This window comes from Pseudomonas sp. LSJ-87 (assembly GCF_032971465.1).
Taxonomy (GTDB): Bacteria; Pseudomonadota; Gammaproteobacteria; order Pseudomonadales; family Pseudomonadaceae; genus Aquipseudomonas; species Aquipseudomonas putida_Z.
Map to the genome: position 1 here is coordinate 44,955 of NZ_JAWJYQ010000041.1, position 12,880 is coordinate 57,834.

A 12,880-nucleotide genomic window follows, 5' to 3' on the forward strand; every position below is an offset into this window, starting at 1 on the left:
GGAAGCTCCCAGAGGACGTGAGTAATCGAGTAGTCCAATGGTACGGATGCGTCTGAACGGAAGTTTGACCCAGCTCAAAGAAGCGTCGTCACGAATTCGAAACAGTTCTCATCTCAGCTCATAAGCGTATATTTTCTCGGCTTCCATCTGGTAGCCGGCATCGGCCAGTTCGCTGCTGGAGGCTCTAACCTGCAGCTTTCCCTCGATCCAATAGGGCTGGTAGAGGTCTTCTACGCGCACGCCCATTTCACTGAAGATGTGCACGATCTGGTTCGAGGGTGGTGGTGGCACGTGGATACACGCGCCGTAGTAGGGGACCAGCAGGAATTCGGTGGTGCGGCCTTCTTCGCTCACCTCCAGCGGCACGATGTAGCCGGGCAGTTTGATCTGCTGGCCGTCGAGGCTTTTTACCACCGGGGCGTCGGGTGCCTGCTGGCGCGCCGGTGGGGCGGACTCGGCGGACAGGGCGTTGCTGAGCTGCGACATGTCGTGCAGCGGCGCGAGTTGGGGCGGGATGACCGGGGCGCCTTCGGGGATGAGGGCGGGCCAGTCAAGTTCGCGGGGTTCCGAGGCCCAGGTGGGCGATGCCAGTGAAAGCAGCATGACCAGGAGTAGTTGTACTGCCTGTACTGGCCTCTTCGCGGGTGAACCCGCTCCCACAGGTCCTGCACAGGCTTTGAAGCTTGTGGTGGACCTTGTGGGAGCGGGTTCACCCGCGAAGAAGGCAGTGAGGTATTGGATCATTGCACGCCCTCAGAGGTGAATGGACAAGCCATCGGCCAACGACTGCCGATAGGCCCGCCACGCCGGCACGCTGCCCATCAACAGCGCAGCTCCCAGGATGATAGCCAGCAACCTCCATTCACGAGCGCTCGGCATGGCCAGCGGCAAATACAAACCATAGTTGGCTTGCACATACCCCTGCGCCAGGGCGATTCCCGCATACAGCAAGCCAAGCCCGGCAGCGATCCCGATCGCCGCCAGCGACAGTGCCTCCAGCACCAGCAGCCCTGCGATATGCCACGGCCTGGCGCCAACCGAGCGCAATATCGCCATCTCCCTGCGGCGTTCATTGAGGCTGGTGAGAATCGCCGTAAGCATGCCGATCAGGCCAGTCAGCACCACGAACAGCGACACCACGAACAACGCCTGCTCCGCGGTGCCCATCAGGCTCCACAGCTCCTGCAGGGCTACCCCGGGCAGGATCGCCAGCAACGGCTCGCTGCGGTATTCATTGATCTCCCGCTGCAGGCTGAATGTCGCGATCTTGCTGTTCAGGCCGAGCATGAACGCAGTGATGGCGGCAGGCTGCAGGTCCATGGTCCGTGCCTGCTCGGCGCTGATACGCCCGGCGCCACGGGCCGGCACACCGTTGTGCCAGTCGATGTGGATGGCTTCCATGCCGCCCAGGCTGATATGCAGCGTGCGGTCGACCGGCGTACCGGTGCGCTTGAGCACACCGACCACGGTGAACGGTTTGTCATCGTGCTTGACCAGGCTGATCGCGGCGACACCATGTGCCAGCACCAGCTTGTCGCCCAGTTTGTAGTGCAATGCCTCGGCTACTTCGGCACCCAGCACCACCTCGAACGGATCATCGGCAAACGCGCGGCCCTGGCTCAATTCCAGGTGCTGGCGGCGGCCGTACTGGTAATGGCTGAAGTAGTCGCCGGTAGTGCCCATCACCCGATAACCGCGGTGCGAGTCGCCCAGCGAGATGGGAATGGCCCATTTCACCCGCGGGTCCTTGGCGTAGTGCTCATAGCTGTCCCAACGGATGTTGTTGGTGGCGTTGCCGATGCGGAACACCGAGTACAGCAGCAGGTTCACCGAGCCGGAGCGGGCGCCGACGATCAGGTCGGTACCGCTGATGGTGCTGGCGAAGCTGGCCCGGGCTTCGGTACGGACCCGTTCAACGGCCAGCAGCAGGCACACCGACAGGGCGATGGCGAAGGCGGTGAGGAATGCGGTGAAGCGGCGGTTGGCCAGGCTGGCCAGGGCAAGGCGGAGCAGGTACATCAGGCCTCCCGGGGCTTGGCGGCACGGTTGAGTTCGGCCAGCGACAGGTGGCGGTCGAACAGCGGCGCCAGGCTCTGGTCGTGGCTGACGAACAGCAGGCTGGCACCGGCGGCGCGGCATTCATCGAACAGCAGGCGGATGAACGCTTCACGGGTGTCGGCATCCAGCGCCGAGGTCGGTTCGTCGGCGATCACCAGTTCGGGTTGGCCGATCAGTGCGCGGGCGGCAGCGACCCGTTGCTGCTGGCCGATCGACAGGCTGTCGGCGCGGCGGGCGAGCAGGGCGGGGTCGTCCAGGCCCAGGTGGGCCAGCAAGGTGCTGGCTGCCTGGTCGACACTGCCATGGCGCTGCTCGGCGCGGGCCTTGCGGCTGCGCGAGAAGCGGCAGGGCAGCTCGACGTTTTCGCGTACCGAGAGGAACGGCAGCAGGTTGAACTGCTGGAAGATATAACCGGTGTGGTCGACCCGGAAGCGGTCACGGGCGCCTTGGCCCAGGCGGCCGAGGTCCTGGCCGAGCAACTGGATGCGGCCCTGGCCCGGTACGTTCACCCCGCCCAGCAGGCCCAGCAATGTGGTCTTGCCACTGCCGCTGGGGCCCTTGAGAAACAGGGCTTCGCCAGCTTCCAGGCGGAATGCCGGAATATCCAGCAGCGCCGGCTGGCCGGGCCAGGCGAACACCAGGTTATGCAGTTCGATCAACGGCTGGCGCATTCAGAACGCGACCGCGGCCTTGGCCGGTGTGGTTTCCACGCCTTTCTGGCCATTGGGTCCGATCAGTTGAACGTTGATCTTCTGGGTGGCCGGGAAGGCCTTGAACAGCGGAGCGAGGTCCAACTGCGTCAGTTTGTCGGGGTTGGCGCAGGTCAGTTGGTAATGGGCGCCGATGTCGCTGTGCTGGTGCTGGTGCTGGTGCTCGCGCTCGTCCCCATCGTCGTCTGCTTTCGGGGCATCACCGAACAGCGGGCTTTCGAGTTCCTGCTGGTCTTCCTTGCAGCCTGCGGCAGCGGGCAGGCCGAACAGCTTCAGTGGCTGCTCCAGCTGCTGGCGCACCGCCGCGACCTTGGCCTTGTCGGCGTCGCTGTTGGCGGCGTGTTCGAAGCCGACCAGGTTCATTGCCGGGCTGTCCAGCTCCAGCTCCAGGGTGTTGCCATCGAGCACGGCGTTGAGCTTGGCCACGCCATGCTCGTGGGCGCCGAGGGTGCCGTGGGCGTGGTCGTGATCATGGTCATCATCGTGGGCTTGGGCCACGGCCAGGGGCAGCAGGGCGAAGGGCAGGGCGAGCAACAGGCGACGCATGGACGACTCCGGAGCGGGCGGGAAGATTGGGTTATGTTATAACAACTTTTCCGTGTGCTGCCAGCCTGCGTGGCGCAGGTTTCATGTTGGGGTAGGATGTTGGCATTGACTTGGGTTCAGGGAATGCAGCATGAGAATTCGTGGACAGATTGGTGACTGGCCTGTGGATCTGACCATCGAGCTGGCGCCTGAAGAGTGGGCGCAACTGGGGCGGCAGATCGAATTGCCCGCGGTGGCACAGACCGCAACAACGGAAACCGTGGCGACAACTCGTCAGGATGACGGGCAATGGACTGCGGCACGTGAGGTGTTGCGCTTGGCGGGGCAGATGAGCGGGCCGGAATTGCTGGATCGGCTGGAAGGGCTGGCCGGGAGTACGGCGGCGGGTAAACGGCTGCTGGTGCGCTTGCGGCATAGCAGCGAAGTTAAGGTGGAAAGTGGCGTGGACGCGCCGGTGTATCACTGGGTAGGATAAATCTGTATTGCCTGTGCTGGCCTCGTTCGCGGGCTTGCCCGCTCCCACAGGTATACCACCGGTATTGAGTTCAGTGCGTACCCTGTGGGAGCGGGCGTGCCCGCGAACGAGGGCAAAGCCCTCGCAATAGGCCTCAGGTCAGAACATCGCCGCCGACAACTTGCGACGATACACGCCGACCAGCGGGTGATCACCGCCCAGCAGCTCGAACACCTGCAGCAACGCCTTCTGCGGCAGCCCGTTCTCATAACCACGGTTACGCTGGAACAGCTTCAGCAACCCTTCCAGCGCCGCTTCATACTGCTGGCGCGCCAGCTGCTGGATGCTCAGCTGATAGGTCGCCTCGTCATCCTGCGGGTTCTGTGCCAGGCGGCTTTTCAGGTCGGCCACTTCCGGCAGGCTGGCTGCCTGGCGCAGGAAGGTCAGCTGGGCCTTGGCGCCGGCCAGCGCGGCCTTGTGCTCGTCGGTCTTGACCGCATCCAGCACCACCTGGGCTTCACCCAGCTCCCCGCGCTCGGCCAGGCAACGGGCATACAGGATCAGCGCCTCGGCATTGCTGTTGTCCTCACCCAGCAGTGCCTGCAACAGTGCTTCGGCCTCGGCAAAACGGCTTTCGGCAAACAGCCCCTTGGCCTGCTCCAGTGGCGATGCGCTGGGTGCGGCGGGCAGTTGCACGTGTGGCTCGAGCATGGCGCGGATCGCCGATTCCGGCTGCGCACCGGCAAAGCCGTCCACCGGCTGGCCGTCCTTGAACAGCACCACGGTCGGCAGGCTGCGGATGCCGAACTGGGCAACCACCTGTTGCTCCACGTCACAGTTGATCTTGGCCAGCAGCAGCTCGCCCTGGTAACCCTCGGCGATCTTCGCCAGCAGTGGCATCAGTGCCTTGCACGGTGCGCACCACTCGGCCCAGAAGTCCACCAGCACCGGTTTGTGGAAGGAGTTCTCGATAACCAGTTGCTGGAAGGTGGCATCGGTAGCGTCGAAAATGTAAGGCGTGTCTTGGGTCATCGCGACTCTCGCAAACTCGTGGATAACACCACTATAAGGTGTCGCGGCTGGCGTGGTACAGGCTGACCCGGCGGAATTCGTGCGGCTCGGCCAGGTCCGGCAGGGTCAGCGCTTCCAGCACGCCCAGTTGCTGGTACAGCGGGTGGCTGAAGTCGCGTACCCGCGAGTCGGCCACCAGCGCCTGGCGGCCGCGGCCGAGGAAGGCATCCAGCAGCGGCAGGTTGGCGCGGTCGTACAGCACATCGGCAACCAGGATCAGATCGAAGCGGTCGTCTTCGGCGAAGAAATCGCTGCTGTAACCCAGTTCCACCCCGTTCAGCGCGGCATTTGCGCGGCAGGCATCCAGTGCCAGCGGGTCCAGGTCGCAGGCCACCACTTCCAGCGCACCGGCGCGGGCGGCGGCAATACCGGCGATACCGGAGCCGGCGCCAAAGTCCAGCACGCGCTTGCCGGCTACCCATTCCGGGTGCTCGGCCAGGTAACGGGCCATGGCCAGGCCGCTGGCCCAGCAGAAGCTCCAGTAGGGCGGTTCTTCAAGAATGCGCCGGGTCTCTTCGCTGCTGAAGGCGCGGTCCATGTTCTGGTCGTCGATCAGCCACAGCTTGAGGTCGCAGCCGGGCAGCTCGCTGACGACAAGACGCGCTTCGCCGATCAGGCCGCTGAGGGCCTGTTGCAGGGGCTGTTGTAGCGAAACTGGCGCCACTTACGGCGCCTTCTCGAAACGCAGCGGGCCGATGGCCTGGGTCTGGGCCTGGGTAATGCGCACCGGCGGCAGGTGCATGATCAGCTGGCCAGAGCTGCTGGCGCGGCCGCGCAGCTCGACCCGGGCACCGGCGGGGAAGGCCTCGGGGTTGAAGCGCAGTTGGTAGGGCAGGGCCTGGCCGGTGCCGGTCAGGTTGCTGCTGGCCAGCAGGCGTTGTGGGCGGTCGCGTTCGTCGATGACCAGCAAGGCCAGCTCCACGTCGGCACCGGCCGGGATTGCCAGCAAGGTGCCGCTCAGCTCGCGCTGGTAGGCCGGCAGCGGGCCCAGCACTGCGGCAGGCTTGGCCGTGCGGGCTGGCGTAGGTGCCGGAGGGGTGTCGGGCTTCGGCCTGTCGCTGCCGCAGGCGGCGAGCAGGGCGGCGCAGCACAGCACGACGAGCGCTCGGTAGTGCATGGGGTAGTCCTTCACGGGCAGATTTCCCATGGATGTTAACCCCTTTGGCTTGTCTTGCCAGTGGGATGCGCTACCATGGCCCTCCCTTTTTTTGTTGCCTGCCACCATGCACTGTCCCTTTTGCGGTGCCAACGACACCAAGGTCATCGACTCTCGCCTCGTCGCCGAGGGCGAGCAGGTGCGCCGCCGCCGCGAATGCGTCGCCTGCGGCGAGCGCTTCACCACCTTCGAAACCGCCGAGCTGGTGCTGCCCCGGCTGATCAAGCAGGACGGCACGCGCCAACCCTTCGACGAAGAAAAACTGCGCGCCGGCATGCAGCGGGCACTGGAAAAACGCCCGGTCAGCGTCGAGCGCCTGGAAGCTGCGCTGGCGCATATCAAGAGCCGCCTGCGTGCCACCGGCGAGCGTGAAGTCAAATCACTGGTGGTGGGTGAGATGGTCATGGCCGAGCTGCGCAAGCTCGACGAAGTGGCCTATATCCGTTTTGCCTCGGTTTACCGCCGCTTCCAGGACCTCGACGAGTTCCGCGAAGAAATCGACCGCCTGGCTCGCGAGCCGGCTAAAGAGTGACCATGCCCAGCCAAGCTGCCATCCTCGACGCCCACTACATGGCCCGCGCGCTGGAGCTGGCGCGCAAGGGCCTGTACACCACTCACCCGAACCCGCGCGTGGGCTGCGTGATCGTGCGCGATGGCGAGGTGGTCGGCGAAGGCTGGCATGTGCGCGCCGGCGAGCCGCATGCCGAAGTGCATGCCCTGCGACAGGCCGGTGAGCGTGCCCGTGGCGCCTGTGCCTATGTCACCCTCGAGCCGTGCAGCCACCATGGCCGCACGCCGCCGTGCGCCGAAGCGCTGGTCAAGGCCGGGGTAGCACGGGTGGTAGCCGCCATGCAGGACCCCAACCCGCAAGTGGCGGGGCAGGGCCTGCGGCGCCTGGCCGAGGCCGGTATCGAAGTGGCCAGCGGCGTGCTCGAGGCCGAGGCCCGCGCACTCAACCCCGGTTTCCTCAAACGCATGGAGCACGGCCTGCCGTTCGTTCGCGCCAAGCTGGCCATGAGCCTGGATGGCCGCACCGCCATGGCCAGTGGCGAAAGCCAGTGGATCACCGGCCCGGCCGCCCGCTCGGCGGTGCAGCGCCTGCGCGCCCGCTCCAGCGTGGTGCTGACCAGCGCCGCCAGCGTGTTGGCCGATAACGCGCGGATGACCGTGCGCGGCACCGAGCTGGGCCTGGATGCCGAAACCACCGCCCTGGCACTCAGCCGCACACCGCTGCGCGTGCTGGTCGATGGCCGCCTGCGTCTGCCGCTGGATGCACCGTTCTTCCAGGCTGGCCCGGTGCTGGTGGTGAGCGCTGTCGCAGATGACCCGCGCTATGCCGCTGCCGGCCACGAACTGCTCAGCCTGCCGGGTGACAATGGCCAGGTAGACCTGCCGGCGCTGCTGCAGGCCCTGGCAACCCGTGGCGTCAACGAAATCCTGCTGGAAGCCGGTGCCGGCCTGGTCGGCGCCTTCGCCCGGCAAGGCCTGATCGACGAGTATCAGTTGTTCGTCGCCGGCACTTTCCTCGGTTCCCAGGCCCGCCCGCTGCTGGACTGGCCACTGGACAAGATGAGCGAAGCACCGCGGCTGAAAATTACCGAAATGCGCGCAGTGGGCGATGACTGGCGGGTCACGGCCATCCCCCTGCCGGCGCCCGGCGTATAATGCCAGGCTTGCCCCGCGCAAACCGTTTTTGAGGAAGACCCCATGTTCACCGGCATCATCGAATCCATCGGCACCATCCGCAGCCTGACCCCCAAGGGTGGCGACGTGCGCGTCTACGTCGAAACCGGCAAGCTCGACCTGGGTGACGTCAAGCTCGGCGACAGCATCGCCGTCAACGGCGTGTGCCTGACCGCCGTCGAACTGCCGGGTGACGGCTTCTGGGCCGACGTCAGCGTCGAAACCCTCAAGCGCACCGCCTTCATCGACCTCAAGAGCGGCAGCAAGGTCAACCTGGAAAAAGCCCTGACCCCCACCACCCGGCTGGGCGGGCACCTGGTCAGCGGCCACGTCGACGGGGTCGGCGAAATCATCTCGCGCAGCGATAACGCCCGCGCCATCCAGTTCCGCGTGCGTGCACCGAAGGAACTGGCCAAGTACATCGCCCACAAGGGTTCGATCACCGTCGACGGCACCAGCCTGACGGTCAACGAGGTCAATGGCGCCGAGTTCGAGCTGACCATTGTCCCGCACACCCTGTCCGAAACCATCATGGCCGACTACCGTGCAGGGCGTCGGGTAAACCTTGAGGTCGACCTGCTGGCCCGTTACCTGGAGCGTCTGCTGCTGGGTGACAAGGCCGCCGAACCGAGCAAGGGCAGTGGCATTACCGAAAGCTTCCTGGCCGCCAACGGCTTCTTGAAATCCTGATTGAGAAGGGGGTGCCGCGTGGCGCTCAACAGCATCGAAGAACTGGTCGAAGACATCCGCCAGGGCAAAATGGTCATCCTCATGGATGACGAAGACCGCGAAAACGAGGGCGACATCATCATGGCAGCCGAGTGCTGCCTGCCCGAGCACATCAACTTCATGGCCAAGCACGCCCGTGGCCTGATCTGCATGCCGATGACCCGCGAGCGTTGCGAAACGCTGAAGCTGCCGTTGATGGCGCCGCGCAACGGCTCGGGCTTCGGCACCAAGTTCACCGTGTCGATCGAAGCCGCCGAAGGTGTCACCACCGGCATCTCCGCCGCTGACCGTGCCCGCACCGTGCAGGCGGCCGCTGCCAAGGACGCCAAGGCCGAAGACATCGTCAGCCCTGGCCACATCTTCCCGCTGATGGCCCAGCCTGGCGGTACCCTGGCCCGTGCCGGCCACACCGAGGCCGCGTGCGACCTGGCGCGCATGGCCGGTTTCGAGCCGAGCGGCGTGATCTGCGAAGTGATGAACGACGACGGCACCATGTCGCGCCGCGCCGAGCTGGAAGTGTTCGCCGCCGAGCACGGCCTGAAGATCGGCACCATCGCCGACCTGATCCACTACCGCATGATCCACGAGCGCACCGTGCAGCGCGTCTCCGAGCAACCGGTGGAGAGCGAGCTGGGCGAGTTCAACCTGGTCACCTACCGCGACGCGGTGGAAGGCGACGTGCACATGGCCCTGACCCTGGGCAAGATCTGCGCCGAAGAGCCGACCCTGGTGCGCGTGCACAACATGGACCCGCTGCGCGACCTGCTGCTGGTCAAGCAACCGGGCCGCTGGAGCCTGCGCGCCGCCATGGCCGCCGTGGCCGAGGCCGGCAGCGGCGTGGTATTGCTGCTGGGCCACCCGCTGGACGGCGACGTGCTGCTGGCGCACATCCGCGAAAGCGCGGGCGATGCACCCGCCAAGGCACCGACCACCTACAGCACCGTGGGTGCCGGTTCGCAGATCCTGCGTGACCTTGGTGTGCGCAAGATGCGCCTGATGAGTTCGCCGATGAAGTTCAACGCGATATCCGGATTCGATCTGGAAGTTGTAGAATACGTGCCCTCCGAGTGACTTGAGGCGGCAGTGACGCCCTCCAGCTCGAGTCCATACCCCTGTCGAGGCCGCCAGCATGCGGCCTCGCTCTTGAAGATGAGAATATCGGAATGACCCTGAAGACCATCGAAGGTACCTTCATCGCCCCCAAAGGTCGCTATGCTTTGGTGGTTGGCCGCTTCAACAGCTTCGTCGTCGAAAGCCTGGTAAGCGGTGCCGTTGACGCCCTGGTACGCCACGGTGTCAGCGAAAGCGACATCACCATCATCCGTGCCCCGGGTGCATTCGAAATCCCGCTGGTGGCACAGAAGGTCGCCCAGCAAGGCGCCTACGACGCGATCATCGCCCTGGGCGCCGTGATCCGTGGTGGTACCCCGCACTTCGAATACGTGGCGGGCGAATGCACCAAGGGCCTGGCCCAGGTGTCCATGGAGTTCGGTGTTCCGGTGGCCTTCGGCGTACTGACCGTCGACTCCATCGAACAGGCCATCGAGCGTTCCGGCACCAAGGCCGGCAACAAAGGTGCTGAAGCTGCCCTGTCCGCTCTGGAAATGGTCAGCCTGCTGGCGCAGTTGGAGGCCAAGTGATTAGCGACGAAAGCGATCGTTTCAACCCGCGCGATCCAAAACCTGCGGATGCCGGCAAGCCATCGAAGAGCGCCAAGCGCCGCGAAGCCCGCAAGCTCGCGACCCAGGCACTGTACCAGTGGCACATGGCGCAGCATTCGCTGAACGAGATCGAAGCGCAGTTCCGGGTCGATAACGATTTCACCGATGTCGACGGTGCCTATTTCCGCGAGATCCTACATGGGGTCCCGGCAATCAAGGGCGAAATCGACAAAGCGTTGGTGCCGTGCATGACCATCGCACTGGAAGAGCTCGACCCGGTCGAGCTGGCCGTGCTGCGCCTGTCCACCTGGGAACTGATCAAGCGCGTTGACGTGCCGTACCGCGTAGTGATCAACGAAGGCGTGGAACTGGCCAAGGTCTTCGGCGCCACCGACGGCCACAAGTTCGTCAACGGCGTGCTGGACAAGCTCGCCCCGGCCCTGCGCGAAGCAGAAGTCAAGGCGAACAAGCGCTGATCCTGGCGCTTGCGGACCATGGGTGAGTTCGAGCTGATCAGCCATTACTTCGCCGCCGCGCCCTGTGCGCAAGGCGGTGAAGGCGTGGCCCTGGGCATCGGTGACGACTGCGCCCTGCTGAGCCTTCCCGCCGGCGAGCAACTGGCGGTGTCCACCGACACCCTGGTTGCCGGAGTGCATTTTCCGGCGGTGTGCGACCCCTGGTTGCTCGGCCAGCGCTCGCTGGCCGTGGCGGCCAGCGATCTGGCTGCCATGGGCGCCACCCCCATCGGTTTCACCCTTGCCCTGACCTTGCCCGAGGTCAGCGCCGACTGGCTGCAAGCCTATGCCAGCGGCCTCAACCGCATGGCCGGCCACTGCCAGCTGAGCCTGATCGGTGGCGATACCACCCGTGGCCCCCTGAGTATCACCATGACCGTGTTCGGCCGGGTTCCGGCGGGGCAGGCGTTGCGCCGTGACGGCGCTCGCCCGGGCGACCTGCTGTGCGTTGGTGGCGAGTTGGGTAACGCGGCGGGTGCCTTGCCGCTGGTGCTGGGCCAGCGCCAGGCTGATGCCGTGCTGGCGCAACCGTTGCTCGACCATTACTGGTCGCCATCGCCACAGTTCGCCCTGGGCCAACTGCTGCGCGGGCGTGCCACCTCGGCGCTGGATATTTCCGACGGCTTGCTGGCCGACTGCGGGCATATCGCCAAGGCCTCCCGTGTGGCGCTCGAGGTGAACCTGGAGCAGGTACCGGTGTCAGCCGCTCTGCAGGGGTTCCTCGGTGCCGAGGCGGCCGTGCAGGCGGCGCTGACCGGTGGCGACGACTATGTGCTGGCGTTCACCTTGCCGCCAGCCGAGCTTTCATCCCTGCAGGCGCAAGGCCTGGCGGCGTTCCATGTCATCGGGCGGGTGCTCGAAGGGCAGGGTGTCAGCCTGCGCGACCGGCAGGGCCAGGACATCACACCGCGGCAACGCGGCTATCAACATTTTAGGGAGACACCGTGACCGATCACCCCAACCAGGTGCCTGCGGAGTTCGTTCCGCCTTCGGTCTGGCGCAACCCGTGGCACTTCATCGCCTTCGGTTTCGGTTCCGGCACCTTGCCCAAGGCGCCGGGCACCTGGGGCTCGCTGGTGGCCATACCGTTCATCCCGCTGTGGCAGATGCTGCCCGACTGGGGCTACTGGCTGTTGCTGGGCGTGAGCATGCTGTTCGGCTTCTGGCTCTGCGGCAAGGTCGCCAATGACCTGCGCGTGCACGATCATGAAGGCATTGTCTGGGACGAGATCGTCGGCATGTGGATAACCCTCTGGCTGGTGCCGGAAGGCTGGCAGTGGCTGCTGGCGGGGTTCCTGATGTTCCGCTTCTTCGACATCCTCAAGCCGTGGCCGATCCGCTGGGTCGACCGCCATGTGCATGGGGGCGTCGGGATCATGCTCGACGATATCCTGGCCGGCGTGTTTGCCTGGCTGGGGATGCAGGTTCTGGTGTGGGCGGTTGCCTGATACAGGGAGCGTGTGAATGGCCATGAGGACGGTGCTGCTGGCAATGCTGCTGAGCGTTGCCCCGTGGGCGGCGGCTGCCGAAGGTGTGCCGAAGCAGATCCACCTGGTCAGCGAAGAGTGGCTCGACTACACCAACGCCGACGGTACCGGGGTGGCCTGGGACGTGCTGCGCAAGGTGTTCGAGCCGGCCGGGGTCAAGGTGGTGACCCAGAGCGCGCCTTACAGCCGTGCGATCGGGCTGGTCAAGCGTGGCGAGGCTGACGCCTGGGTAGGCTCGTACAAGGACGAGAACGACGACAACCTGTACCCGCGCTGGCACTTCGACATGGACCACATCTACGCCCTGGGGCTGGTCAGCAAGCCTGTGCCTACCCAGCAGACCATAGGCCATTACCGCCTGGCCTGGGTGCGTGGCTACGACTTCGGCAGCTACCTGCCCAATGTGCATGACTTTCGCGAAGTCCAGCGCCGCGAAGGCATTTTGCCGATGCTCGAGCATGACCGCGTGGACTACTACATCGATGCGCTGACCGAGATCGACTACGTGCTCGGCCAGACCTCCCAACCCGAGCGCTTCCGTCGCACCCATGTGGCCGAGCTGCCGCTGTACCTGGCCTTTGCCCGCAACGACCAGGCCAAGGCCCTGCGCGACCTGTTCGACAAGCGCATGGCCGAGCTGGTGCCCAGTGGCGAGCTGAAGCCGATCTTCGAGCACTGGCAACAGCCGTATCCATTCAGCCCGAATAGCAAACCGCATTGAGGCGCAGAGCACCAAGGCCTGTGCGGTCCCTGTGGGAGCGGGTTTACCCGCGAACACCGGCGAAGCCGGTGCCAGGCACCGCGTTACCT

Annotated in this window: 17 protein-coding genes; 10 read left to right on the top strand and 7 right to left on the bottom strand. The window is 65.3% G+C overall.

All coding sequences use genetic code 11. From position 1 onward, the window contains the following. Positions 1-108: 108 nt before the first annotated feature. From RYH74_RS21135 to RYH74_RS21150, 4 genes are all read right to left on the bottom strand, one after another. Positions 109-603 carry a DUF3299 domain-containing protein gene (locus tag RYH74_RS21135; protein ID WP_075044449.1) on the bottom strand — a complete coding sequence of 165 codons (495 nt, stop codon included), beginning with the start codon at positions 601-603 and terminating at the stop codon, positions 109-111. Between the two features lie 150 nt (positions 604-753). Then, the gene (locus RYH74_RS21140; RefSeq protein ID WP_075044450.1) at positions 754-2,019 is read right to left on the bottom strand and encodes an ABC transporter permease; all 1,266 of its coding nucleotides are present in this window, start codon (positions 2,017-2,019) and stop codon (positions 754-756) included. Next, a complete protein-coding gene (locus RYH74_RS21145) occupies positions 2,019-2,729 on the bottom strand; it encodes an ABC transporter ATP-binding protein (protein WP_317410080.1) in 711 nt (236 codons plus the stop codon). The genes RYH74_RS21140 and RYH74_RS21145 overlap by 1 nt, the downstream gene beginning before the upstream one ends. Further along, a complete protein-coding gene (locus tag RYH74_RS21150) occupies positions 2,730-3,314 on the bottom strand; it encodes a DUF2796 domain-containing protein (protein WP_075044452.1) in 585 nt (194 codons plus the stop codon). Between the two features lie 130 nt (positions 3,315-3,444). Between RYH74_RS21150 and RYH74_RS21155 the strand changes: the two genes are divergently transcribed. Continuing rightward, on the top strand, positions 3,445-3,789 hold the full coding sequence (locus RYH74_RS21155) for a hypothetical protein (RefSeq protein ID WP_075044453.1): 345 nt from the start codon (positions 3,445-3,447) through the stop codon (positions 3,787-3,789). A 138-nt stretch (positions 3,790-3,927) separates the two neighbouring features. Here the strand turns inward: RYH74_RS21155 and trxA are convergent, their stop codons facing one another. From trxA to RYH74_RS21170, 3 genes are read right to left on the bottom strand one after another with little or no spacing between them, the layout of a single operon-like run. Then, the gene (gene trxA / locus RYH74_RS21160; protein WP_075044454.1) at positions 3,928-4,800 is read right to left on the bottom strand and encodes a thioredoxin; all 873 of its coding nucleotides are present in this window, start codon (positions 4,798-4,800) and stop codon (positions 3,928-3,930) included. A gap of 31 nt (positions 4,801-4,831) precedes the next feature. Then, positions 4,832-5,503: a class I SAM-dependent methyltransferase gene (locus RYH74_RS21165; RefSeq protein ID WP_025337520.1), complete on the bottom strand. Its 672-nt coding sequence runs from the start codon at positions 5,501-5,503 to the stop codon at positions 4,832-4,834. Continuing rightward, positions 5,504-5,956, bottom strand: a complete 453-nt coding sequence (locus RYH74_RS21170) for a YbaY family lipoprotein (protein WP_025337521.1) — start codon at positions 5,954-5,956, stop codon at positions 5,504-5,506. 106 nt (positions 5,957-6,062) lie between these two features. On the opposite strand from RYH74_RS21170, the gene nrdR reads away from it, so the two are divergent. From nrdR to RYH74_RS21215, 9 genes are all read left to right on the top strand, one after another. Then, positions 6,063-6,527: a transcriptional regulator NrdR gene (nrdR, locus tag RYH74_RS21175; protein WP_003255402.1), complete on the top strand. Its 465-nt coding sequence runs from the start codon at positions 6,063-6,065 to the stop codon at positions 6,525-6,527. 2 nt (positions 6,528-6,529) lie between these two features. Then, positions 6,530-7,660, top strand: a complete 1,131-nt coding sequence (ribD, locus tag RYH74_RS21180; protein WP_317410081.1) for a bifunctional diaminohydroxyphosphoribosylaminopyrimidine deaminase/5-amino-6-(5-phosphoribosylamino)uracil reductase RibD — start codon at positions 6,530-6,532, stop codon at positions 7,658-7,660. 42 nt (positions 7,661-7,702) lie between these two features. Beyond that, positions 7,703-8,368, top strand: coding sequence for a riboflavin synthase (locus tag RYH74_RS21185; RefSeq protein ID WP_003255399.1), 666 nt, complete (start codon positions 7,703-7,705; stop codon positions 8,366-8,368). Between the two features lie 18 nt (positions 8,369-8,386). Beyond that, positions 8,387-9,478 carry a bifunctional 3,4-dihydroxy-2-butanone-4-phosphate synthase/GTP cyclohydrolase II gene (ribBA, locus tag RYH74_RS21190; protein ID WP_016484697.1) on the top strand — a complete coding sequence of 364 codons (1,092 nt, stop codon included), beginning with the start codon at positions 8,387-8,389 and terminating at the stop codon, positions 9,476-9,478. 92 nt (positions 9,479-9,570) lie between these two features. Then, the gene (gene ribE, locus RYH74_RS21195; RefSeq protein WP_003255395.1) at positions 9,571-10,047 is read left to right on the top strand and encodes a 6,7-dimethyl-8-ribityllumazine synthase; all 477 of its coding nucleotides are present in this window, start codon (positions 9,571-9,573) and stop codon (positions 10,045-10,047) included. Further along, a complete protein-coding gene (gene nusB, locus RYH74_RS21200) occupies positions 10,044-10,544 on the top strand; it encodes a transcription antitermination factor NusB (protein ID WP_003255393.1) in 501 nt (166 codons plus the stop codon). The genes ribE and nusB overlap by 4 nt, the downstream gene beginning before the upstream one ends. Before the next feature lie 18 nt (positions 10,545-10,562). Further along, positions 10,563-11,531 (top strand): thiamine-phosphate kinase, encoded by a 969-nt coding sequence (gene thiL / locus RYH74_RS21205; RefSeq protein ID WP_075044457.1) that lies wholly within the window; start codon positions 10,563-10,565, stop codon positions 11,529-11,531. After that, complete coding sequence (locus RYH74_RS21210) at positions 11,528-12,031, top strand: phosphatidylglycerophosphatase A (protein WP_004376077.1); 504 nt, start codon at positions 11,528-11,530, stop codon at positions 12,029-12,031. The genes thiL and RYH74_RS21210 overlap by 4 nt, the downstream gene beginning before the upstream one ends. A 16-nt stretch (positions 12,032-12,047) precedes the next feature. Continuing rightward, positions 12,048-12,791 (top strand): transporter substrate-binding domain-containing protein, encoded by a 744-nt coding sequence (locus RYH74_RS21215; RefSeq protein ID WP_317410082.1) that lies wholly within the window; start codon positions 12,048-12,050, stop codon positions 12,789-12,791. The last annotated feature ends 89 nt before the right edge of the window (positions 12,792-12,880 follow it).

Excerpts from the sequence above, each read along its gene's own strand:
- RYH74_RS21135 (WP_075044449.1), bottom strand. The coding sequence starts at position 603 with ATGCTGCTTTCACTGGCATCGCCCACCTGGGCCTCGGAACCCCGCGAA.
- RYH74_RS21140 (WP_075044450.1), bottom strand. The coding sequence starts at position 2,019 with ATGTACCTGCTCCGCCTTGCCCTGGCCAGCCTGGCCAACCGCCGCTTC.
- RYH74_RS21145 (WP_317410080.1), bottom strand. The coding sequence starts at position 2,729 with ATGCGCCAGCCGTTGATCGAACTGCATAACCTGGTGTTCGCCTGGCCC.
- RYH74_RS21150 (WP_075044452.1), bottom strand. The coding sequence starts at position 3,314 with ATGCGTCGCCTGTTGCTCGCCCTGCCCTTCGCCCTGCTGCCCCTGGCC.
- RYH74_RS21155 (WP_075044453.1), top strand. The coding sequence starts at position 3,445 with ATGAGAATTCGTGGACAGATTGGTGACTGGCCTGTGGATCTGACCATC.
- trxA (WP_075044454.1), bottom strand. The coding sequence starts at position 4,800 with ATGACCCAAGACACGCCTTACATTTTCGACGCTACCGATGCCACCTTC.
- RYH74_RS21170 (WP_025337521.1), bottom strand. The coding sequence starts at position 5,956 with ATGCACTACCGAGCGCTCGTCGTGCTGTGCTGCGCCGCCCTGCTCGCC.
- nrdR (WP_003255402.1), top strand. The coding sequence starts at position 6,063 with ATGCACTGTCCCTTTTGCGGTGCCAACGACACCAAGGTCATCGACTCT.
- ribD (WP_317410081.1), top strand. The coding sequence starts at position 6,530 with ATGCCCAGCCAAGCTGCCATCCTCGACGCCCACTACATGGCCCGCGCG.
- RYH74_RS21185 (WP_003255399.1), top strand. The coding sequence starts at position 7,703 with ATGTTCACCGGCATCATCGAATCCATCGGCACCATCCGCAGCCTGACC.
- ribE (WP_003255395.1), top strand. The coding sequence starts at position 9,571 with ATGACCCTGAAGACCATCGAAGGTACCTTCATCGCCCCCAAAGGTCGC.
- thiL (WP_075044457.1), top strand. The coding sequence starts at position 10,563 with ATGGGTGAGTTCGAGCTGATCAGCCATTACTTCGCCGCCGCGCCCTGT.
- RYH74_RS21215 (WP_317410082.1), top strand. The coding sequence starts at position 12,048 with ATGGCCATGAGGACGGTGCTGCTGGCAATGCTGCTGAGCGTTGCCCCG.